General features: G+C 30.8%; 23 protein-coding genes. 2 read left to right on the plus strand and 21 right to left on the minus strand.

Translation table 11 applies throughout. The annotated features are described in order from the left end of the window. Together ACTTBN_RS03975 and ACTTBN_RS03980 are read right to left on the minus strand one after the other, a co-directional pair. Positions 1-1,239 carry an amino acid ABC transporter substrate-binding protein gene (locus ACTTBN_RS03975; protein ID WP_440681101.1) on the minus strand — a complete coding sequence of 413 codons (1,239 nt, stop codon included), beginning with the start codon at positions 1,237-1,239 and terminating at the stop codon, positions 1-3. 84 nt (positions 1,240-1,323) lie between these two features. Beyond that, on the minus strand, positions 1,324-1,938 hold the full coding sequence (locus ACTTBN_RS03980; protein WP_440681103.1) for a LysE family translocator: 615 nt from the start codon (positions 1,936-1,938) through the stop codon (positions 1,324-1,326). Between the two features lie 125 nt (positions 1,939-2,063). Here ACTTBN_RS03980 and ACTTBN_RS03985 point away from each other — a divergent pair, with 125 nt between their 5' ends. Further along, positions 2,064-2,360: a TIGR03643 family protein gene (locus ACTTBN_RS03985; protein ID WP_075506249.1), complete on the plus strand. Its 297-nt coding sequence runs from the start codon at positions 2,064-2,066 to the stop codon at positions 2,358-2,360. Between the two features lie 3 nt (positions 2,361-2,363). Then, positions 2,364-2,621, plus strand: a complete 258-nt coding sequence (gene grxC / locus ACTTBN_RS03990; protein ID WP_440681104.1) for a glutaredoxin 3 — start codon at positions 2,364-2,366, stop codon at positions 2,619-2,621. Positions 2,622-2,629: 8 nt separating this feature from the next. Here the strand turns inward: grxC and msrB are convergent, their stop codons facing one another. From msrB to miaA, 19 genes are all read right to left on the minus strand, one after another. Continuing rightward, positions 2,630-3,004, minus strand: coding sequence for a peptide-methionine (R)-S-oxide reductase MsrB (gene msrB / locus ACTTBN_RS03995; RefSeq protein ID WP_440681105.1), 375 nt, complete (start codon positions 3,002-3,004; stop codon positions 2,630-2,632). Then, the gene (locus tag ACTTBN_RS04000) at positions 3,005-3,898 is read right to left on the minus strand and encodes a histone deacetylase family protein (protein WP_440681106.1); all 894 of its coding nucleotides are present in this window, start codon (positions 3,896-3,898) and stop codon (positions 3,005-3,007) included. A gap of 2 nt (positions 3,899-3,900) precedes the next feature. Next, positions 3,901-4,851 (minus strand): D-2-hydroxyacid dehydrogenase family protein, encoded by a 951-nt coding sequence (locus ACTTBN_RS04005; RefSeq protein ID WP_440681107.1) that lies wholly within the window; start codon positions 4,849-4,851, stop codon positions 3,901-3,903. Continuing rightward, positions 4,844-5,746 (minus strand): DMT family transporter, encoded by a 903-nt coding sequence (locus ACTTBN_RS04010; protein ID WP_440681108.1) that lies wholly within the window; start codon positions 5,744-5,746, stop codon positions 4,844-4,846. Before ACTTBN_RS04010 ends, ACTTBN_RS04005 begins: the two co-directional genes overlap by 8 nt. After that, entirely contained in the window at positions 5,747-6,988 is a 1,242-nt protein-coding gene (locus ACTTBN_RS04015) for an NAD(P)/FAD-dependent oxidoreductase (RefSeq protein WP_440681109.1), read from the minus strand. A 62-nt stretch (positions 6,989-7,050) separates the two neighbouring features. After that, positions 7,051-8,178 (minus strand): rod shape-determining protein RodA, encoded by a 1,128-nt coding sequence (gene rodA / locus ACTTBN_RS04020; protein WP_440681110.1) that lies wholly within the window; start codon positions 8,176-8,178, stop codon positions 7,051-7,053. Further along, a complete protein-coding gene (mrdA, locus tag ACTTBN_RS04025; RefSeq protein ID WP_440681111.1) occupies positions 8,179-10,083 on the minus strand; it encodes a penicillin-binding protein 2 in 1,905 nt (634 codons plus the stop codon). Next, the gene (mreD, locus tag ACTTBN_RS04030; protein WP_440681112.1) at positions 10,076-10,594 is read right to left on the minus strand and encodes a rod shape-determining protein MreD; all 519 of its coding nucleotides are present in this window, start codon (positions 10,592-10,594) and stop codon (positions 10,076-10,078) included. Before mreD ends, mrdA begins: the two co-directional genes overlap by 8 nt. A 2-nt stretch (positions 10,595-10,596) precedes the next feature. Then, the gene (gene mreC / locus ACTTBN_RS04035; protein ID WP_440681113.1) at positions 10,597-11,442 is read right to left on the minus strand and encodes a rod shape-determining protein MreC; all 846 of its coding nucleotides are present in this window, start codon (positions 11,440-11,442) and stop codon (positions 10,597-10,599) included. Positions 11,443-11,445: 3 nt separating this feature from the next. Beyond that, complete coding sequence (locus ACTTBN_RS04040) at positions 11,446-12,480, minus strand: rod shape-determining protein (protein WP_440681114.1); 1,035 nt, start codon at positions 12,478-12,480, stop codon at positions 11,446-11,448. After that, complete coding sequence (locus ACTTBN_RS04045) at positions 12,480-14,051, minus strand: 2-isopropylmalate synthase (protein ID WP_440681115.1); 1,572 nt, start codon at positions 14,049-14,051, stop codon at positions 12,480-12,482. The genes ACTTBN_RS04040 and ACTTBN_RS04045 overlap by 1 nt, the downstream gene beginning before the upstream one ends. 101 nt (positions 14,052-14,152) lie before the next feature. Continuing rightward, positions 14,153-15,832 carry a dipeptide ABC transporter ATP-binding protein gene (locus ACTTBN_RS04050; protein ID WP_440681116.1) on the minus strand — a complete coding sequence of 560 codons (1,680 nt, stop codon included), beginning with the start codon at positions 15,830-15,832 and terminating at the stop codon, positions 14,153-14,155. Next, entirely contained in the window at positions 15,829-16,761 is a 933-nt protein-coding gene (locus ACTTBN_RS04055; RefSeq protein WP_440681117.1) for an ABC transporter permease, read from the minus strand. Before ACTTBN_RS04055 ends, ACTTBN_RS04050 begins: the two co-directional genes overlap by 4 nt. Continuing rightward, the gene (locus ACTTBN_RS04060; protein ID WP_440681118.1) at positions 16,754-17,737 is read right to left on the minus strand and encodes an ABC transporter permease; all 984 of its coding nucleotides are present in this window, start codon (positions 17,735-17,737) and stop codon (positions 16,754-16,756) included. Before ACTTBN_RS04060 ends, ACTTBN_RS04055 begins: the two co-directional genes overlap by 8 nt. 62 nt (positions 17,738-17,799) lie before the next feature. Continuing rightward, a complete protein-coding gene (locus ACTTBN_RS04065) occupies positions 17,800-19,362 on the minus strand; it encodes an ABC transporter substrate-binding protein (protein ID WP_440681119.1) in 1,563 nt (520 codons plus the stop codon). Positions 19,363-19,443: 81 nt separating this feature from the next. Then, a complete protein-coding gene (gene ilvC / locus ACTTBN_RS04070; RefSeq protein WP_440681120.1) occupies positions 19,444-20,466 on the minus strand; it encodes a ketol-acid reductoisomerase in 1,023 nt (340 codons plus the stop codon). A gap of 17 nt (positions 20,467-20,483) precedes the next feature. After that, positions 20,484-21,032, minus strand: coding sequence for an acetolactate synthase small subunit (gene ilvN / locus ACTTBN_RS04075; RefSeq protein WP_440681121.1), 549 nt, complete (start codon positions 21,030-21,032; stop codon positions 20,484-20,486). A gap of 5 nt (positions 21,033-21,037) precedes the next feature. Next, a complete protein-coding gene (locus tag ACTTBN_RS04080; protein ID WP_440681122.1) occupies positions 21,038-22,804 on the minus strand; it encodes an acetolactate synthase 3 large subunit in 1,767 nt (588 codons plus the stop codon). A 52-nt stretch (positions 22,805-22,856) separates the two neighbouring features. Continuing rightward, positions 22,857-23,765 carry a tRNA (adenosine(37)-N6)-dimethylallyltransferase MiaA gene (gene miaA / locus ACTTBN_RS04085; protein WP_440681123.1) on the minus strand — a complete coding sequence of 303 codons (909 nt, stop codon included), beginning with the start codon at positions 23,763-23,765 and terminating at the stop codon, positions 22,857-22,859. Between the last annotated feature and the right edge of the window lie 2 nt (positions 23,766-23,767).

Raw genomic sequence — 23,767 nt, forward strand, 5'->3', positions numbered from 1 at the left:
TTATCTTTCAGACCACTTAGGTACTGGGTGAATTAACTTAGCAGATGCCCATTTTAATGGAGCAACAACTTTGTTTTCACACTTACCAGCGTCATCACACATTACTTGGAAAAGTACCATTGGCTTATCAACATTCTGACCACCAGGTGCAAACTTAATATTTCCATAGAATGTTTGCATGTCTGTAGCTGCAAGAGCATCTCTTACTTTCTTTTGATCAAAAGAATTTGCTCTTTCAAATGCATCTTTGAATACTAACAATGCAGCTGAAGACTCAGCAGACTGGTATGGTGGATCATATCCAAACTCTTTCTCAAAGTCAGCAGCATAAGTCATTCCATCTTTAAAGAAGTCATCTTTATAAGTTAAAGATTTATGCCATTGAGAAGCACAAAGTGCATACTGAGAGTTTTTACCATGTTGCTTTGATAATTTCGCAGCATCGCAGTGAGTCATAGCTAACATTGGAACATCAACCTTCATCTCAGCAATTTGTCTTACTGCAGTCAATGCACCTTTAGTATGTCCTGATACTACTAGAACGTCTGGTTTAAGTTGTTTAACTTTAACCAAAGTTGCAGCCATATCATTTAACTCTTTAGGCAGTTTGTCATCAATAATGATTTCTGATCCAGTTCTTTTCGCAGCATCTAAAATACCTAATCTAACGTCCTGTGAAAAAGCATCTTGTTCAAAAGCTTGAGCAATTCTAACTGGTTTTCCACCATTTAGTTCAACTGCTGTTTCAATTGCTACATCAAGATATAAGTTCGCCGGAGCTAATACCGCAAATAGATATTTGTAACCTTTAGTAAACAAAGATCTAGATGCACCATTCGCCTCAACCATTGGAACACCATATTTTTCAGTTACAGGTGCAATTGCTTTTGTCAAACCTGAACTGTATGGGCCAAGCATAAACTCAACACCATCTTGTGAAATTAATCTTTCTGCAAGCTGTGCAGCTCTCTTTGGGTTTGACTCATCATCATAATAGATAATGTCAAACTTATAAGTTTTTCCACCAACTTTAACTCCACCCATGCTGTTTATTCTATCTACGGCCATGTTATAACCGTTTTGAGTATGAACACCGTTAGATGAGTACTTACCAGTTAAGGAAATTGCAGCACCTAAAATAATTTTGTCGCCAACTACTTTTGCAAAAGATGCAACAGAAGTTGAAAATAAAATTACTAATGCAGAAACAAAACTTAAAATTATTTTATTTAACTTCATTTTATTTCCCCTTTAATTAATTAATACATAATTAAATAAAGAAATTTCATACAATGCAAGTGGCAATAAAGACTTAGTTTGGTTTTAATATTGTTGTGTAATAACAATAATTCCAGCAATAATTACTAAAACACTCGCTGAAATTGTATTAATCGTTTTAGGATTTGCTGTAATCCATTTAATTAATTTTTGCGCAAGTATTGCATAACCTATCAAAGATAAAAAATCTAATACAATGTAAGTTGAAATTAAAATTATAAATTGACCTAAAAGATTAGAACTAAAATCAATAAATTGTGGAAATATAAAAGGAAAAAACATCCATGCTTTAGGACTGGTTCCTGCAACTAAAAACCCATCTCTAAAAAAAGATAAATTGCTTTTTGTAATTTCTTCCTTGTCTTTTAAATTTTTTGGGCGGGACTTATAAATATCATAAGCAAGATACAAAATGTAAAGAACTCCAATCCATTTGAAAATATTAAGAATTAATGAATTTTCAGAAAAAAAAGAGCCTAATACAAAAATTACTAAAGTTGCTTGAATTAAATTTGCAGTAACATCACCTAGCGCTGACCAAACACATTTTCCAACACCGTAATTCATTGAGTAAGAAATTATGACTATTCTAGGAGTGCCAGGAGTAATGAATAAAAAAATGATAATTTGTAAGTAAAGTATAAATTCTAATGGAAGCATATTTTTATAGAGAAGATAGTCCTTAAAAACCGGGAGCTAAAGATGGCTAAGAAGGACTATCAATATAATAATATCAGAGGGTAAAAAAAAATGCATTAAATTTTTTTTTCAAATATAAAGGATTTATGAAAAAAAAAGGCTACACCCCTGTAACCAAAGTTAAAAATCCTGAGCCCAGTATTGATGATCCTGACTGGGTAATTTGGGCAGCATGGGCAGACCGGATTACTTTTGAGGAAATTGAGAAAAAAACTGGTAAGCGAGAATCTGATGTAATTAAAATTATGAGAAGATCTCTGAAACCTTCTTCTTTCAGATTATGGAGAAAAAGAGTAAATCAAAAAAGTATTAAACATAGAAAAAAATTTGAATATTCTAGAAAAGAAATCACTAGCAAAATTAAAAAAGGTGACTATCTATAGTGTATGAAAAAAATTACTATGTATACAGGTCCACTATGTAACTATTGTGAGGCTGCAAAAAGATTACTGACAAGAAACAACGCTCCATATAACGAAATTGATATTTCAAAAATTGAAGGTGCAATGGATGAAATGATTAAGAAAGCAAATGGAAAAAGAACAATTCCACAAATTTTTTTTGATGAGCAACATATAGGTGGCTATGACGAAGTTCGAGCACTAGAAAAAGAAAATAAACTTCAAGAGTTGCTAAAAAATTAAAATTATTCTTAAGTTTTTGGTTTAAAAACTAAACAGACACCATTGTTACAATATCTTTTTCCAGTTGGTTCTGGACCATCATCAAATATATGTCCATGGTGACCACCACATTTTTTACAATGATATTCTGTTCTTCCATAACCTAAATGATAATCTGTTTTTGTTTCAAATACATCTGGTAAAGACTCATAAAAAGATGGCCAACCAGATCCACTTTCATATTTACTATTTGAATCAAATAATTTCTCACCACAATTTGCACAATGAAAACTTCCTTCTCTTTTTTCATGATTAAGCTCACTTGATCCAGCAAGTTCTGTACCCTCCTCAAACAAAATTAATTTTTGTTCAGCTGTAAGGTTAGGGTTAATTTTTTTTGTCATTTAAATATATTTAGCACAAGTTTGATGTAACATAGAGTGTAATTCTACTAATTTATTGAAATCTTTGTTGTATCCTCCTCCTAAAACACCGCAAAAAGGTATTCTTTGTGAATAAAAGTTTTCTACAATAAGTTCATCTCTCAATTTAACACCTTCGTCAGAAATTTTTAGTTTTCCTAATCTGTCATTAAAATGAATATCTACTCCTGCAATATAAAAAACAAAATCAAAATTTTCTTGATTTAACTCTTTTAGATAATGTTTTAACATTTTAATGTAAGTATCATCTTCCATATTATCTTCTAACTCTACATCTAAGTCACTAATAGATTTTTTTGCAGGATAATTGGTTTTTGAATGCATACTAAATGTAAAAACATTTCTATTTTCTTTAAAAATATCTGAATTTCCGTTCCCTTGGTGAACATCAAGATCAACTATTAAAATTTTATTTGCAAAACCTCTATTAAGCAAATAATGAGCAGCAACTGCTACATCATTAAATACACAGTAACCGGCACCACCATTGTAATTAGCATGGTGGCTTCCCCCTGCAGTGTTACAAGAAATTCCATAATTTATTGCAAGTTTTGAAGCCAAAACAGTTCCTCCTGTTGCAACTAAAGATCTCTGAACAACACTGTCTACTAAAGGAAAACCTATTTTTTTAACACCATCTTTGTCTAAAGTTTTGTTTTTAATATCTGTTATATATTTTTCTGAATGAGCAAACTTTAATGTTTCAGATGAACAGGGATAAGGTTTATGAAACTTTTTGACCAAATTTATTTTTACTAAATAATTCGCAAGCTCACTAAATTTGTTTATTGGAAATTTATGATCATCTCCAATTTTTGCAAAATAATCTTCGTGATTTACAACTGGCAACTCCATGGTTACTCTAAAACTCTAATCGGCTTTCCATTAACACAAGCCTCTAATCCCTCGATCATTTGATTGTAAAAAATACTGTAATTTTCTGCTGTTACATATCCTATGTGCGGAGTTAACAGGGCATTAGGCAAAAATCTTAATTTATTATTTTCAGGCAAAGGTTCTTTTTCATAAACATCAATTCCAGCTCCAGCAATTACATTAGTAGACAATGCAATAATTAAATCGTCTTCATTTACTATTGGACCTCTTGATGTATTAATTAAAAAAGCTGTCTTCTTCATATTGTCTAACTCTTTTAATGTTATGCAATCTTTGTATCTTTCTCCTCCTTGAACATGAATTGAAATAACATCGGAGTTTTTAATCAAATCATCTTTACTGCAAGGAAGAACATCTAATTCTTTACATTTGTCTAAACTTAAGTTTTCACTCCACGCCATAACTTGCATTCCGAAAGCTTTTCCAATTTTAGCAACTTCACTACCTACTCTACCTAATCCAATTAAACCTAATATTTTTCCTTTTAATTCAACACCAATGGTAGTTTGCCAATACCCTTGGTACATATTATCAAGCTCTTCCTTGAAATTTCTTGCTAAACCAAGAATTAAAGCCCAAGTTAATTCAGGTGTTGGGTTGATATTTATTTCTGTGCCACAAACAATAATTTTTCTTTTCTTGGCAGCATCAAGATCAATAGATCGGTTTCTTAATCCGCTAGTAATAACAAATTTCAAATCATTTAAATTATCGATTAAATTTTTTGTAATAGGAGTTCTCTCTCTCATTATTAAAAGAGCTTCAAAATCAGCCAACTGTTCAATTGCATCTGCTTCATCTAAAAAGGGTTCACTAAAGATCTTGAACTCATATTTTCCAGATAGCTTTTCTAAATCAACAAATTCTTGAGCGACGTTTTGGTAATCATCTAATATAGCAACTTTAAGCATTTTTAACTTTCTTATTTGACAACAATATTCCTGTAATTATAAAGCAAGCGCCTAAAATATGATAAAACATAAATTTTTCACTAAAAAAAAACATAGCCATTATTGCACTTAAAATTGGCATAAGATGTAAAAAAACACCTGATCGATTAGCACCAATCATGGATATACCTTTGATCCATAACAGAAATGAAGCTAAACCTGGAAATAAAACAACATAGGATAATATTAGTATAAACGGTAATTCTAAATTTATTCTAAATCCTACTTGATATTCAATAAAATAAATTGGAATTAAAAAAATCAATCCAAAAGTTATAACTACTTGAAGTAATGACAACTGAGATAGTTCATATTTTTTTCCTTTAAGTAATGTAGAATAAAGTGCCCATGAAAACATGGCTACAACCATTGTTAAATCACCTTTATTAAAATCTAAATTTTTTAATATTTCAAAATCTGCTTTAGTTATAATCATCAATACACCTAAAAAAGAAAAAATTACCCCAATGATTTGAAAGATATTTGTTTTTTCAATTTTTAAAATTGATGAAAATAACATAATCATTACTGGTATAGTTGATATCATCAATACTCCACTGATTACTTGAGTAAAATTTAAGGAGAAATAAACAATAGAATTAAATATAGTAATGCTAGTAACGCCTAAAATAATAAACAATTTATAATTCTGAAATATATAATTTTTTTTGCTTAATATTTCTGGGATCGTAAATGGTGCCAAAATCATCCAGGCAAAAAACCAACGATAGAAGTTTAAAGAAAAAGGTGGAACCTCATAAAAACTAGCTAATTTTCCAACAACAAAGTTACCTGCCCAAAATGTAACTGTCAAAAATAGATATAGATACGCTAAATAATTATTATCTTGTCTCACCTAATTAAATCTTAGTGAGCTATAAGGTTTTAAATCCAAATTTGTATTTTCATTTGCAATCATTCCGGAGACGATCTTTCCAGATATTGGTCCTAAAGTCCATCCTAAATGATGATGGCCAAAACAATAATAAACATTTTTATAATTTTTGGATGGACCCATTACAGGCAAAAAGTCAGGTAATGTAGGTCTAAAACCTAACCATTCATCCTCATGTTCAGGTAAATCACCAAGCATATATTTTGCATTATTGATTAAGTTTTTAACTCTAGATTTAGATAATGGATTATCTAAGCCTCCAAATTCAACAGTACCTACAACTCTTAATCCTTGCTCCATAGGAGTTATTCCAAATCCTCTATTAGAAAAAATTACAGGTCTACTTAATAAGTGATCACAATTCTTAAAATGAACATGATACCCTCTCTCAGTATCTAATGGAATTTTTTCACCAAGATTATCAGTTAATTTTTTTGAAAAAGCACCGCAAGCAATTACAATTTTATCAAAATTATAACTTTGAGTTTCGGTTTTAAACACAGGTTTTTCTTCATCAAAACTAATATCTTTGATGTTTACTTTGTTAAATTTTCCACCTTTCTTTAAAAACAAGTCAAATAATTTTAGAAGAATTCTTTTTGGGTTTCTTGCATGTCTTGCATAGGGATAAAATACACCTGCATGATAAAAAGGTTTTATATGCGGTTCAAGATCATGTATTTCAGCTTTATTAACTAATTGCTGCTTAACGCCTAATTCATCTCTAACTCTGATTTCTAGCTCTCTACTTTTCAAATCTTTGTCATTCCAAATATAAAGTATGCCTTTATTTTCTACTAAACCTTCTAGATCTATTTCATCAAATAACTCATCATAAGCCGGTAAGGCTAAATCTAAAATTTGATGCATGTTTTTAGCAGTATGCATCATCTTATTTTTTGTAGTGTTCATTATAAATTTTAAAAACCAAGGAATCATTTTTGGAACGTAGTTCCATTTTAAAGCAAGTGGTCCTGTAGAACTTAAAAGCATTGCTGGAACATCTGCTAGTACATCAGTTCTGTTAAGAGAAAGTGAAGCATAAGGTGAAAAGTGACCTGCATTACCATATGAAGCAGCTTGGCTTCCAGGATTGTCTCTATCAAAAATAGTTACATTGAAACCTTTTTTTTGGAGAAATAAAGCATTAGATACTCCTTGTATTCCTGCCCCAACTATTCCAATCTTAATATTTTTATTCATGGAATTTTTATATAAGAAAAAATTAAAAAATTAGAGTGACAAATTATACAGGCAATTAATTTTTACTGAGGAATTGTTTGTTTATGATTAATTTTTGCGCTTAATACGATACCAAAACCAATCATGGTAGCTAGCATCGAAGAACCACCATAAGACATGATCGGCAAAGGGGATCCTACTATTGGAAGTAAGCCAAGCACCATGGATAAATTTACAACTATGTAAATAAAGATTGCAAAAGCAAAACCGAAACAAAATAACCTAGCAAAATTACTTCTTGAAATTGCTCCAATTCTAATAATCCTAAAAATAATTATTGAATATAAAATTAATAAAAGAACAGAACCTATAAAACCGAACTCTTCAGAGAAAAGAGTAAAAATAAAATCTGTATGTTTTTCGGGCAAGAAATCTAAATAACTTTGAGTTCCTTTTAAAAAACCTTTTCCATCTAAACCACCAGATCCTATAGCTATTTTTGATTGTATAATTTGATAACCAGCACCTAATGGATCTCTATCTGGATCTAAAAATGTAAGTATTCTTAACTTTTGGTAAGGTTTAAGAAATGAAATAACAAAAGGCAATGAAATTAAAAAAACAATAAAAGAATATATAAAGTATTTTATTTTTACCCCACCTAGCCACAAAATTATAAGTCCACTTAGAACTATTAATATTGATGTTCCAAGATCAGGCTGGGAAAGTACCAGCATAACTGGAGCAACAATTATTGATAAAACAATTGCCATACTAAACAAAGAATTAACATTTTCTATTTTTAATCGATGGTAAAATTTTGCTAAACACAAAATAATAGCAATTTTCATTAATTCAGATGGTTGCAATACAAAAAAATAAAGATCCATCCATCTTTGTGACCCTGAGGATTTAATTCCAAAAAAAGAAACCCATATTAACAAAAGTATAACTGCCAAATAAATTATATAAGAAAAATTATACCAAAATCTTAAATTAAAAAAAGCTAGCACGATCATTACTGGGAAAAAAACTACCAGTTTAAAAAAATGATTTTTTGTATGAAATAAAATTTCACCACCATCTGTGGAATACATCACAAATAAACTAACCACAGATAATATAAGTACACAAAAAATTAAAAAATAATCTAATTCTTTTACTTTTTGAAAAAAAGTAATTTCATTATTTAATCTATCATGCTGAAACATTTAAATACTGATTTCCTCAAAATTAGACTGCTGGTTTCGCAATTCATGTCTATCAATAATTAGTTTAAAAAGCTCTTTAGCTATTGGTGCAGCTGTTCTGCTTCCAGAACCACCATGTTCAACTATAATACTAAGTGCATACCTTGGATTAACATAAGGCCCATACGCAACATATAAAGCATGATCTCTATCCTTATATGGAATTTGTTCAATATCTAAATCAAGTTCACGTTCTCGCTTACTAATTCTCTTAACCTGAGCAGTACCAGTTTTTCCTGCAAATTGATATTTAGGATCATCTATTCTAGATCTATAGGAAGTTCCAAATCTTTCATTTGTAGAACTAAACATAGTTTCTTGGATAATTTTTATATTTTTTTCATTTTTAAATAACTTTTTATTTGGATTTTTTTGTGCCTCTTCAAGCATTAAGTTTTTTGCTTCCTCAATTGACAAAGGATTATTATTAACAACTATTTTTGGTTTAATTGGATATCCTCCATTAGCTATTTGTGCAGTCATCAGGCATAATTGTAAAGGTGTTGTTTGAATATAACCTTGACCTATACCTGTGATTAAAGTCTCTCCTAAAACCCACCCTTTACCTAAATTATTTTTTTTCCATTTTGTGTTTGGAAATAAACCTGATTTTTCTATTTCAAAATAATCTCCAAGAACTTTTTTTCCTAAACCAAATTTTTCAGCAGTAACATTTAATCTATCTACACCTAACAATCTTGCAACTTCATAAAAGTAAGTATCACATGATTGCTTCATTGCATTTTTTAAACTTACCACTCCATGTCCTTTTTCTTTCCAACAATGAAATGTTTGTCCATATAACTCCATTTTACCTGTGCACTTTACTTTGAAATTTGTATCAACAACGTTGTTTTCAAGAGCCGATAATGCAACTATTGGCTTTATCGTAGATCCTGGCGAATATAATCCTGAAAGAGATTTATTAATTAGTGGTTTTAAAGGATTATTTCTTATCAGTTCCCACTCATCATTACTTATTCCGAACAAAAACAAATTAGGATTGTAAGATGGTGAAGAATACATTGCAATAATATCACCTGTAAAGATATCCATTACACTTATAGATCCCGCTCTATTATTAAGTAGTTTGGCACAAGATTTTTGAATTTCTGTATCAAGAGTTAATCTCACTCTAGATCCCTGTTCACCTTTTTGAAATTCTAGTTGATTTATTCTTTTACCATAGGCATTAACTTCATATCTTTGAATTGGATTTGTTCCAATTAAATAATTTTCCAATCTTTTTTCTAAGTTTAATTTACCTATTTTCATTCCTGGAACAAATCGCTCTGCAACAATATCATTGTTTAAAATTTCTTCTTCATTTGGTTGGCTGACATATCCTAGGACGTGAGTGTACATATCATTAAAAGGATAATTTCTAGAAATAGTCATTACTGGCTTTACACCAACTAAATCATACAAATAATTATTAATTTTTAAAAACTGACTCCAAGATAAGTTCTCAGAGACAATTATGCTTTCCCAAGGTTTGATCTTTTTTTTTGTTTTAATGATATTTTCAATTTTTTTGTCGCTTAATTCTAAAAGAGCTTTTAATCTTGAAATTAAATAATTAAAATTTTCTATTTGCTCTGGAATTATATGTAGTTGGTAAACTTTTAAATTTCCTGCAATAACATTGCCAAAATAATCAACTATATCCCCTCTAGTAGGTGGTAATTTCCATTCTCTAATTCTATTTTTATCAGAAAGGGTAAGGTATTTTTTATTTTCATTAATTTGTAGAGAAAATAATCTTGCCACTATTCCAGCGAATACAATAAATTTTGCAGCCCCAATAATAAACATTCTTCTATTGATAACATCAGTTTTTCTTATAATTGAGTTCTCTTTAATCATTTGGTTTTAATGAAATTTTATCGTTTATGAGATTAAAAAATAAATAAAATATTGGATAAAATATAAATGTAAATCCAGAATTAATTAAATAACGCATATAATCAACTTCAATTAAAAATATTAAATCTAGTATTATGACCTGAATAGAATTTACTAATAGAATGGCTACTATAAATGCAAACCAATCATTAATAAATTTGGGGCTTAATGTTATTTGTCTAATATATGAAGTAAAAACACAAATTAATAAATAACAGAAACTACTTATTCCAATAGGCAAACCAACAACTACATCATTAATTATTCCAGCTATAAATATTGAAAAATATCCTAAATCTTCTGAACCTCTCAATGTCCAATAAAAAACTAATATATAAACAAAATTAAATGAAAAATTATCAATTTTTAGATAATTTAAGTCAAACTCATTCAATACTGAAAAAAATAAAAAAAATAGTGGCAAGTATGAAATTAAAGATTTAAAAAAATTACTTTTATTTAAAGATGCCATAACTAATTTTTACCTAAATTAAATTTTACAATTTTTACATAATCCAGCTGACTAAAATCTGAGAAAAATATTATTTTATTACCTGAGTCTTTATAAATTCTTCCAATAGGTATTCCAGATTTAAACATGCCTCCTAATCCTGATGTATAAATTATTCGATCCTGTTCACTTAAATCATACTTGATGTCATCTTTGGTAAACTCAATAATTCCATAATCTTTTCCTGTCCCTGAAGACACAGCCTGAATAGAAGGAGGTTGAACAATAACTGGTATTTTACTGTTTAAATCAGACAAAAGTAGCGCTCTAGAATTTGTAAAATTGACTTCAATAATTTGACCAACAAGAAAACTATTATCTATTATAGCCATCCCCAATTTAACGTTATCTTTTGAACCTCTGTTTAAAATAACTGATTTTAAAAACGGGCTATCTTTATCGATTATAACTTTAGCTAAAATTTCATTTGAGCTAACATTTTCATTAATTAAAGATCTTAACTTTTCATTTTCTTGCTTTAAATAATCAGCAGATAATTTATTCTGCTTTAAATCCTCTAGTTCTTTTTTAATACTTTTATAATCATCATACAAAGTCAGATGTTCAGATAATTTTATTTTGAGCTCCCCTAATTTATTTTCTGGTATAGAAACGAAATATGTGGATCTATAGATAACTTCGTTAATTCCTATTCTAATATCTTGAATTAACTTAAAATTTAAATTGCTTAATATTAATATCAATATTGATAAAAATATTAAGGTTATTAAAGAAAATTTTTGTTTATCTTTTTTTTTAAAAAATGCTGATCTTAAGGCGGTTACAAATTCATCTCTGCCTAAAGCCATCTTTTAATATTCAGATAACATAGTAGAGAAAGTTTCCTCTTGATCTAAAGCCTTACCTGTACCAACTGCTACGCATGATAATGGATCATCTGCAACATGGACTGGTAGACCAGTCTCTTTCGCAAATCTTTTATCTATATTTTTTAATAAAGCTCCACCACCTGTTAATGTTAATCCCATATCTACTAAATCAGCTGATAATTCAGGAGGTGTATTTTCTAATGCTTCTTTAATTGCATTAATCATTTCTTTCATTATGTCGTTAAGAGCTTCTGCGGTATCCTCTTCTGTAATATTTACTTCTTTAGGAGTACCTGATCTTAAATCTCTTCCTTTAACTGGATAAGTATTTGTTCCAGTTGGAATAGCTGTTCCCATTTCTTTTTTAATTTTTTCAGCTGTAGTATCACCTATCAATAAATTATATTCTTTTCTCATATAATTAACGATAGCAGTATCCATTGCGTCTCCTGCAACTCTCAAAGATTTAGAATATACTAAGCCACCTAAAGACATCACTGCAATCTCACTAGTACCACCACCTATATCAACTATCATTGAACCAGTTGCTTCTGAAATTGGAAGTCCCGCACCAATTGCTGCAGCAATTGGTTCTTCAATCAATTGGACTCTTCTAGCACCTGCTGCTAATGCACTATCTTGAATAGCTTTTCTCTCGACTGGTGTAGAGCCTGTTGGTACACAAATTAAAATTCTAGGATTTGCAAAAGTACTTCCTTTGTGCACTTTTTTAATAAAATGTTTAATCATTTCTTCAGTCACAATAAAGTCTGCAATAACTCCATCACGTAATGGTCTAATGGCACTAATGTTTCCTGGAGTTCTTCCAAGCATTGTCTTAGCTTCGTCTCCAACAGCTAGAACATTTTTCTTGCCGCCTTGATCAACAATTGCAACAACAGAAGGTTCATTTAGTACAACACCTTTTCCTTTTAAAACTACTAAAGTATTTGCCGTTCCAAGATCGATCGCCATGTCTTGGCTCCAAATTTTTTTTACACTATCAAATAATCCCATTATATTCCTTTTACCTTTTGACTTTCTTGCTCCATAGGAGCTGTTTTATCTCGTTTAATTATCATTTTATTTAATGCATTAATATAAGCATTCGCTGATGCAACCAGCGTATCCGTATCAGCTGCTTGACCAACCGTTGTCTTTCCTTTTTCCTCAATTTTAACACTCACCGTAGCTTGAGCATCCGTTCCCTCAGTAACAGCATGAACTTGATATAATTGTAAATTCACATCGTGGGGATAGAGTGTTTTAATGCACTTAAATATGGCATCAACTGGGCCATCCCCAGTTTCAGTAGCATTTTTAATATCTCCATAAACATCAAGTGTCATTTCTGCTTTTTGGGGTTCGCCTGTACCAGCAAAAACCTTTAATGATTTCAAGCTTATAGCATTAACTTTATTATCAGTAATTAAACTATCATCCACTAATGCAATAATATCTTCATCATAAACATGCTTTTTCTTATCTGCTAAGACTTTAAATTTTGCAAATGCATTTGCCACAACATCATCTGTCAAATCTGGATAACCCAAACTATTCATTTTATCTTTAAAAGCATGTCTTCCAGAATGTTTGCCCATTACTAAAGAAGTTTGTTTTACTCCAACACTTTCGGGTGTCATGATTTCATAAGTCTGTCTATTTTTTAACATTCCATCTTGATGAATTCCTGCTTCATGAGCAAAAGCATTTTTTCCTACAATTGCTTTATTGTATTGAACAGGAAAACCAGTAGCATTCGAAACAATTTTTGAAGCTTTGCTTAAAAGCGTAGTATTAATCCCTGTCTCATACGGCATTAAATCAGGTCTTGTTTTGATTGCCATCACAACTTCCTCAAGTGCAGCATTTCCAGCTCTTTCACCTAAACCATTTATTGTACACTCAATTTGCCTTGCTCCAGCTTGAACTCCAGCTAAAGAGTTAGCCACAGCTAAACCTAAATCATTATGACAATGGGTTGATAAAATTGCTTTATCTATATTTGGAACTTTATTTAATAAAGTTTCTATTATTGTAGTAAATTCAGATGGTATCGTATAACCAACAGTATCAGGAATATTAATTGTTGTTGCTCCATTTTTAATTGCTAGCTCTACTGTTTTGCACATATAGTCCATATCTGTTCTTGTTCCATCTTCACAAGACCATTCAACATCGTCTGTAAATTTTCTTGCATAAGCAACGTGTTTACCAATTGACTCATAAACATCCTCTGGAGACATATTTAGTTTATGTTTCATATGAAGAGGACTTGTAGAAATAAATGTATGAATTCTAAATCTTGGTGCATGCTTCAAAGCTTCATAAGCTCTATCAATATCTTTAACTGAATGTCTTGATAATCCTGCAGGAATAGAATTTTTTAAAATTTTACTTACTTCAGAAACTGCTTCAAAATCACCTGGCGAAGCTATTGGAAATCCTGCTTCAATAATATCAATACCTAACTCATCAAACACTCTTGCAATTTGAATTTTTTCTTCCAAACTCATAGATGCACCTGGTGATTGCTCACCATCACGCATAGTAGTATCAAATATAAAGACTCTATCTTTATCGCTCATAATAAAATTTTTAGAAAATCTATAATACAATCTATAAGAGAGATTGCAAAATAATTAGTAAAATTGATCCTTTTTGACCAGATATTTTAGTTTGGTTGAAATTAATTATAAATAGACTCAATTTTAGGCATTAAATGTAAAAGTTCTTTTGTGTATTCATGATTGGGGTTTTCGAACAAATCCTCAGTATTAGAAACTTCGCATAATTTGCCATCTTTTAATACACCTATTCTATCACACATTTGTCTAACAACAGGTAAGTCGTGACTGATAAACAGAATAGTTAAATTCAATTGCTCCTGAAGATCTTTTAACAAATTTAATATTTGAGCCTGGATACTAACATCTAATGCAGATGTAGGTTCATCGCAAACTAAGAGCCTCGGCTGAGTTGCTAAAGCTCTTGCAATCGAAATTCTCTGTCTTTGGCCACCAGAAAATTCATGTGGATACCTATCTGCAGATTTTTGAGTCATTTCAACAGAGTCCAATAAATCGTAGACGTAATTATTTAGGTCAGAATTAGATATTGAAGGATTGTGAAGTGTAATTGGCTCAGAAATAATATCTTTTACTTTCAATCTACCATTTAGTGATGAATAAGGATCTTGGAAAATCATTTGTATTTGTTTTCTAAATTTCATCAGTTCTGATCTATTTTTTATTTTTGTAATACAAGTACTATCAAAAAATATATCTCCTGAAGAAGGTTTGAATAAATTTACAACCATTTTTGCAATTGTAGATTTGCCACTTCCACTTTCACCTACAAGACCAAAAGATTCACCTTCTTTAATTTCAAATGAAACATTATTTACAGCTAACACAGAATTTTTAGAATTTTCTGTAAAAAAATTATCGTCAAAACTTTTATTTAGATTTTTTACCTGTACTAAGTCTTGTTTGGTTATTTCTTTTTTAGTCCATCTATTCAATATTTTAATATTATTTTCTTTATTTTTGCTTTCTTTTTCTACTATTACAAATCTTGAAATTTTCTTATTGGTAGGTGGAACTGAACTTACAAGACTTTTTGTATAACTTTGTTGAGGAGTTGTTAATATTTTTTTTGTTTCACCAATTTCGACTAAATTTCCACTTTTCATCACAGCTACACGATTAGCTGTTTCAGCTATAACACCCATATCATGCGTGATTAAAATCACAGCTAAGTTTCTTTCTTTTGTGAGTTTTTTAATTAAATCTAGAATCTGTGATTGAATAGAAACATCTAAAGCTGTTGTGGGTTCATCTGCAATTAATAATTCTGGCTCACAACATAACGCTAAAGAAATTACTACCCTTTGTCTCATTCCTCCTGAAAATTGATGAGGGTAATTATTAAATCTTTTTTCAGCATCTTTAATTCCAACTTCTTTTAATAGATTAATAGATTTATTTTTTGCTTCCTCTTTGCTTAAATTTAGATGAGTTTGTATAGTTTCAATTAATTGGTCACCAACTGTTAATATTGGATTTAAAGATGTTTGTGGATCTTGAAATATTAATCCAATTTTATTACCCCTATATTTAATGATACTTTCTGAATTTTCATGAATATTTAAATCTCCCAGTATTACGGAGCCACTTGAAACCTTTCCTGGCTCATCAATTAAATTAATTATAGCGTTTCCAACGGTACTTTTTCCAGAACCAGACTCACCGACTAATCCTAAAATTTCACCTTTATTTACCTCAATATTAACATTTTTAGCCGCGTAAACAGTCTCTTTACGCATTTGGTAATCAACACTTAGATTTTTAATTTTTAAAAAACTCATTTTTTTAATTTTGGATTTAAAGTATCTCTCATCCAATCTCCTAATAAATTGATTGAAAAAGCTAAAATTACCAAAAAAATTGCTGGGAAAAATGTAATCCACCATTCTCCTGAAAATAAAAAATCATTTCCTAATCTTATTAATGTACCTAAAGAAGGAGTTGTTGGAGGAACCCCAACACCCAAAAAACTTAAAGTCGACTCTGCCAAGATAGCAAGAGCTAAACCAATTGTACCAATAACCAAAACTGGTCTCATAATATTCGGTAGAATATGTTTAAACATAATTACTATATTTGAAACACCAATTATTGTTGAAGCAGATACATAATCTTTATTTTTTTCTACCAAAGTTGCTGCTCTTGATACTCGTGCAAACTGTGGCCATTCTGAAATCCCAATAGCAAATATCAAAACATAAATAGCCATTTCATCATGCATTTCTCTTGAAATTAACCCTCTTGCTATTCCATCAACCAAAAGCGCCATCAATATACTTGGCACTGTCAATTGAACATCAGTAAGTCTCATTACTACCATTTCATATTTGCCACCAAAATATCCAGCTGTTAATCCTAAACCAACTCCAAGAATTAAACTAAATATAATCGCAGCAAAACCAACAATAAGAGATATTCTGCATCCATATAAAATTGTTGATAACATATCTCTTCCTTGACCATCGGTACCTAAAATAAATTGTGCCAAACCATCATCCGTCCAAGATGGAGGTGTAAATGCATCCATCAAAGATAAAGATGATGGGTCAAAAGGCGTATAAGGTGTTAAAAACTCTATAAAAAATGAACAGAAAAAAATTATAAATAAAATAGCTGAAGATATAATTGCTGTAGGGGATTTTATAAAGCTATGATAAATATCGCTATCCTTAATTCTTTCCCATCTTGTCAAATTTAAATTATTATCCACTTACAGAATCTCCTTTAACTCTAATCCGTGGATCAATAAAATAGTATAAAATATCAACTATGAAATTTATCATTACAAAAACAAATGCGATGAAAACTAGATATGCAGACATTATTGGTATGTCTACAAACTGAACAGCTTGTATAAACAAGAAGCCCATACCAGGCCATTGAAAAACCGTTTCAGTTATAATTGAAAAGGCAATTAGAGTTCCTATATTAATTCCAGCAATCGTTATTACTGGTATCAAACCATTTTTTAATGCATGTTTGTATTTAATGCTATCTTCACTAATTCCACGTGCTCGAGCAAATTTTATGTAGTCAGTTTGTAAAATTTCCATCATTTCAGCTCTTACTAACCTGATAATGTATGTCATTTGGAAAAGGCTTAATGTAACAGAAGGAAGAATTATTGCTTTAAGACCTGAAACTGTTAAAAAACCAGTTGTCCAAAATCCTAAATCAACTACTTCTCCTCTACCAAATGATGGAAGTATTCCTAAAATCACAGCAAATAAGTAAATAAATAATATCCCTATTACAAATGTGGGTAGTGAAACTCCAAGCAAAGAAACTGCCAAAACGAAGTCACTCAAAAAACCCTTTCTATTTATACCTGTGTAAACTCCTAAAAGAGTTCCTGTCACCAATGCTATCAAAGCAGAAATTACAACAAGTTCAATAGTAGCTGGCAGTCTCTCAACAATGAGTTCAGATACGGGTCTTCTTAATTGATAAGAAATTCCAAACTCTCCTTTGGACGCATTAATTACAAATCTTGAAAATTGAACATGAATTGGATCCATTAAGCCTAATGTTTCTCTTAATTCAGCTCTCTCTTCATCTGAGGTTTCTTCTCCAACCATGTTATTTATTGGATCTCCAACAAAATTGAATAAGGAGAAAGAAACAAAGGCAACAACTAGCATCACCAAAGCTGATTGAAATAATCTTTTAAAAAAATAATTTATCAATTTGAGAGGATTTTAAATTTATAAGCCCCTTATAAATTTAAGGGGCTTATAATAATTTTTATTTAATTTACGCTAGCAGCTCTAAATAACGGTTCATTATTAGGTCTGATAGGAACATTCACGTTGCTTTTAGACGCCCAAGAAATTACTTGGTGGTGTAAAGGAAGATATGCAATATCATCTTTTACAATTTTCCAAGCATTTGCAATTGCGGCATTTCTTTTATCTAAATCAACCTCACCTTCCATAATTCTAATTGCAGCATCTACATCAGCGTTACTGAAGTTAACTTTGTTCCAACTTGCACCTGTTTCATATAAATAATGAAATACATAATGACTGTCTAAAGTTGGTACACCCCATCCAAGCATATAAAAATCACCTTGATCATCTTTTAGCTCTTTGAAGTGTTTACTTTTAGTTTGAGCAAACAAGTTAACGTTAACTCCAATTTTACCCAACATACCAACAACAGCTGTACAGATTGCTTCATCATTTACATATCTATCATTTGGACATCTTAGCTCAACATCAAATCCATTAGGATATCCTGCACTAGCTAAAAGTTTTTTTGCAGCATCAACATCATAAGGTAATCTTTTATCAAGTTCTGCTGTGTAACCATTTACACCTGGAAATGTAATTATTCCAGCTGGCTCACTTAGACCTCTCATTACTTTTTTCTTGATAGCCTCAATGTCAATTGCTTGATAAAGTGCTTGTCTAACTTCTTTTTTCTTGAAAGGATTATCCCCAGTATTTCCGGTTCTTAATTTATCTGCAGCTTGATCCATTCCTAAAAAGATTGTTCTCATCTGTGGTGTACTCACAACTTGATGTCCCGAAGAAGAACCAATTCTTTTTAAATCCTGAACAGGTGCATCAGTCACTAAATCAATCTCACCAGACAGTAAGGCAGCTACTCTTGTTGCAGCATTTTTAATTGGAAGTAATTCAATTTGCTTTATGCCATCATCTTCCATTTTACCCCACCAATGTTTATTTCTTTTAAACACTGTTTTTGTATTTGGTTCTCTCAAAGTAATTCTAAAAGGACCAGTTCCTAAAGCATTAGTTGCTGAAAATGTTTCTTGTCCTGCATCCCAATTTTGTGGAGACATTGCAAAGTTTTTCTCAGACCAAGCTCTAGACATTATAAATATGTTTGATAATTGATTTAAAAGTATAGGGTTTGGTTTGCTTGTTGTAATTTTAACAGCATATTCTCCAACTGCTTTCACATCAGAAATTGTGCTAATATATTCTTTAAAATCAGATGTTCTTTGTTTAGCTCTTAATATACTAAATACAACATCAGCTGATGTCATTTTTGAACCATCAGAAAATTTCACATCTTCTCTTAAGTTGAAGATCCAAGTATTAGGATCAGTTGCTTTCCATTTTCTTGCTAACGCTGGTTCAATTTTCATATCTACCGCTCTTTGCACAAGAGCTTCATAAACTTGTCTAGATACCTGAGTAGTAGGACCCTCGTTTTGTGCGTGTGGATCTAGTGTAAGACTGTCTCCTTGCATTGACCACTTGATAGTTTTTGCCCATGCTGAAGAAAATCCAAATACTAGAACTAGTGATAGTAATATCCTTACTAAATTTTTAGTCTTCATAATTAACCTCTTTCTTAAATTTATAAAAAAAATTATAAGTGAAAAAAAAAGATTATTACAGATATAAATTTACGCTAAAAATTAACTTTTATCGCTATCTACTAATTTCTTCTTACTTATCCAAGGCATCATGGCTCTTAACTCTGCTCCTACTTTTTCTACAGAATGTTCAGCCAATTTTGCTCTAGTTGCTAAGAAGTTTTTTTGACCATTTTTGCATTCATCCATCCATTCTTTGGTAAATTTACCTGATTGGATATCAGCCAAAACTTCTTTCATTCTCTTCTTGGTCTCTTCCTTATTGATAATTCTTGGACCAGATTGATATTCTCCATATTCAGCTGTATTTGAAATAGAATAATTCATATTTGCAATTCCACCTTCATAAATCAAATCAACAATTAATTTAACTTCATGTACGGTTTCAAAATATGCCATTTCTGGTTCATACCCAGCTTCAACTAAAGTTTCATATCCATTTTTAATTAGTTCAACTAAACCACCACATAAAACAGTTTGTTCACCAAATAAATCTGTTTCAACTTCATCCTTGAAAGTAGTTTCAATTATTCCTGATCTTCCTCCGCCTACTGCTGAAGCATAGGAAAGGGCTAAATCTCTAGCTTTACCAGATCCATCTTGATGAACTGCAAACAAACATGGAACTCCACCACCTTTTTCATACTCACTTCTTACCAGGTGGCCAGGTCCTTTTGGAGCAACCATAAATACATCTAAATCTTTTCTTGCTTTAATTAAATCATAATGAACATTTAAACCATGAGCAAAAGCAATACTTGTGCCTTCTCTAACTCTTTGTTCTATATGATTTTTATATATTTCAGCTTGTAGCTCGTCTGGAGTTAATATCATTACAACATCTGCCCATGCAGCTGCATCAGATAAGTTCATTACTTTTAACCCTTTAGACTCTGCTTTAGCAACACTTGATGAACCTTCTCTTAGTGCAACAACAATTTCTTTAACTCCACTATCCTTTAGATTAAGTGCGTGAGCATGTCCTTGACTTCCATAACCAAAAATTGCAATTTTTTTATTTTTAATTAGATCTACATCTGCATCTTTTTCATAAAACATTTTCATAGTTTATCTCCTGTTAATTAGTTAAATATTTTTGCACCTCTTGTCATTGCAACGGCCCCTGTTCTTGAGGTGCTTATAAGTCCTAAGGGTTTTAATTTTTTACTCATTTTATCAATCTCTCTTCTAAGTGCTGTTATTTGAATAACAGCAGATGATTTTGTTTCATCCAATACTACTGGGTTAAATTTTTTACAAGCATTTAAACATTTTTCAATTTTATTTTTTGTTCCAACTATTTTAAATAGTGCCATCTCTTTAAAAATTACGTCTTTATCGTCTCTTTTAAATTCAGCAACTTTGTGTACAGGTACTAATTTGGTTAATTGCAGTCTAATCTGGTCAATTACCTGTGGTGTTCCAGTTGTTACAATTGTTATTCTTGATATGTTTTTAATAGCATCAACTTCAGCTACTGCCAAAGACTCAATATTATAACCTCTTCCAGAAAATAGACCGACTACTCTTGCAAGAACACCAGCTTCATTATCTACCCAAACAACAAAAATATAAGTATCTGATTTTTGTTTTATAGATGGAGAGCTATAAGCTGACTTTGATTTTGGCATTTTGATTAAACTAAGGCTTTGCCTTTTCCTTTAATTTTATTCTCTTCTTGATCGTTTGGTCCAAGTATCATTTGATTATGAGGTTTACCAGAAGGTATCATTGGAAAACAGTTTTCATTTGGATCCACATGACAATCAAAAATAACAGGGCCATTATGGTCGATCATTTCCTGAATTTTTTCATCAAGCTCTGATGGATCATTAGCCTTAATTCCTTTACAACCATAAGCATCAGCCATTTTCATAAAATCTGGAAGTGCTTCTGAATAACTCTCAGAATAATTCTTTTCATGAAGCAGCTCTTGCCACTGTCTTACCATTCCCATGTACTGATTGTTCAAAATAAATATCTTTATTGGTAAGTTGTATTGAACAGCCGTAGACATTTCTTGCATTGTCATTAAAACTGATGCTTCTCCTGCAATATCAATAACTAATTTTTTTGGGTGAGCTACTTGAACTCCAACAGCAGCAGGTAATCCATATCCCATAGTTCCCAATCCCCCTGAAGTCATCCATCTATTTGGTTTATTAAATTTATAATGTTGAGCAGCCCACATTTGGTGCTGACCCACTTCTGTTGTTACATAAGTGTCTTTATTTTTGGTTAACTCATAAAGTCTTTGAACAGCATGCTGAGGTTTTATGCTATCGTCACTGTTTATAAAATTTAAAGAATTTTTATTTCTCCATTTTTGGATTTGTTCCCACCATTTTGCAATATTAGGTTTATTTGATTTACCATTGCCATTTTTCTTTTTAACAATTGTTTTATTTACTTTATCAATTACTTTTGTAACATCACCTACGATTGAAAGATCTACTTTAATAATCTTATTTATTGAAGATGGATCAATATCAATATGAACTTTTTTTGAATAAGGAGAGAACTTATCAATTTTTCCAGTAATACGATCATCAAATCTTGCACCAATATTAATTAATAAATCACAGTCATGCATTGCATTGTTTGCTTCATATGTTCCATGCATTCCTAGCATTCCTAAAAACTGATTATCATCTCCAGGATAAGCACCTAAACCTTGTAAAGTTGAAGTAATTGGAAATCCAGTTAGTTCAACAAATTTTCTAAGAGCTTCACTTGCTTTTGGTCCTGAATTAATTACACCCCCACCACTATAAATTATTGGCTTCTTTGCTTTATTAATTAAATTAATTAATTGGTCAATTTCATCAGCTGAAAATTTGTTGTGAGATTTTCCATTTAAACTTTTTTCTTTTTTTGGTTTTTTATATTTTGCTTTTGCAAACTGAATATCTTTTGGAATATCAATTAATACTGGACCAGGTCTTCCAGTTGTTGCAACTTTAAAAGCTTCATGCATAACATCTGAAAGATCATTAATATCTTTTACTAACCAGTTGTGCTTTGTGCATGGTCTTGTAATTCCTGTTGTGTCACATTCTTGAAATGCATCTGTACCAATAAGATGTGTTGGAACTTGACCCGAAATACAAACCATTGGAACTGAATCCATATAAGCATCAGTTAAAGCAGTGACTACATTAGTTGCACCTGGACCTGATGTAACCAAAACAATACCGGGTTTTCCAGAAGATCTTGCATAACCTTCAGCTGCATGACCTGCACCCTGCTCATGTCTTACAAGAATATGTTTAATGGATGGATGATTTTTTAATTCATCATATATTGGTAGTACAGCACCACCAGGATAACCAAAAATATGGTTTACCTTTTGGTCTTCAAGACACTTAAATACTATTTCTGCTCCAGTTAATAATTTTGGCATTTCGCAATCTAGCTGAAGTTGTGCTAATTGGTCAAGGTTAAGTATGGAAAATTTAAATTTTTTTTAAAAATTTATTTATCTCAGATGGGTTTAATTTTATCCAATCGCTCATGTGTCCACGAGCCCATGTCCTTTGTCTTTTGGCATATTGTCTAGTTTTTATTGAGATTTTTTCTTTGATTTGATCAATTTTTTTTTCTTTAGCTAAATATTCCTGAATTTCATTTATTCCAATTGCCTTGCTTGCAGTCATCTGCTTATTAATTTTTAGTTTTAAAAATCTTTTAACCTCATTCACAGCACCCATTTTAATCATTTTTCTGGTTCTTTGATGAATTCTTTCAACCAACTCATCACGTGGATAATCAATGTAAATTTTGAGAAAATCCTCGTCTAAATAATTTGATTTAGTATTTTTAAACCAATCATGAAGAGATTTTTTTGTAAACTTTTTAACTTCAAAAGCCCTAATTGATCTTTGGGTATCAGTTGGATTAATTTTATATTTCGATAGAGGATCCAGTTTTAATAATCGCTTATAGAATTTATTTTGGCCAATTTTTTTGTTTAGATTTCGAATTTGATTTCTAAACCTTAGTGGAATGTTTGGAATCTGAACTAAACCATCAGTTAGTGCTTTGAAATAAAGTCCAGTTCCTCCAACAAGAATTGGAATTTTTTTTCTTTTTTTAACTTCAATAATTTTTTTATTTGCAATTTTAAGCCAATCACCAGTTGAAAAACTTTTCTTTGCATCTTGGGAACCATATAGATGATGTTTAATTGATTGATAGTTTTTTGGGCTAGGTCTTGCAGACAAAATTTTAAGTTGCTTATAAACTTGAATGCTGTCGGCATTAATAATTTCTCCTTTAATTTTTTTTGCAAGCCTGATTGCAAAACTTGATTTTCCAGATGCGGTGGGTCCTGAAATTAAAATTATCTTGGATTTAAAATCCATTA

This window comes from Candidatus Pelagibacter sp. HIMB1623 (assembly GCF_052047695.1).
Classification (GTDB): Bacteria; Pseudomonadota; Alphaproteobacteria; order Pelagibacterales; family Pelagibacteraceae; genus Pelagibacter.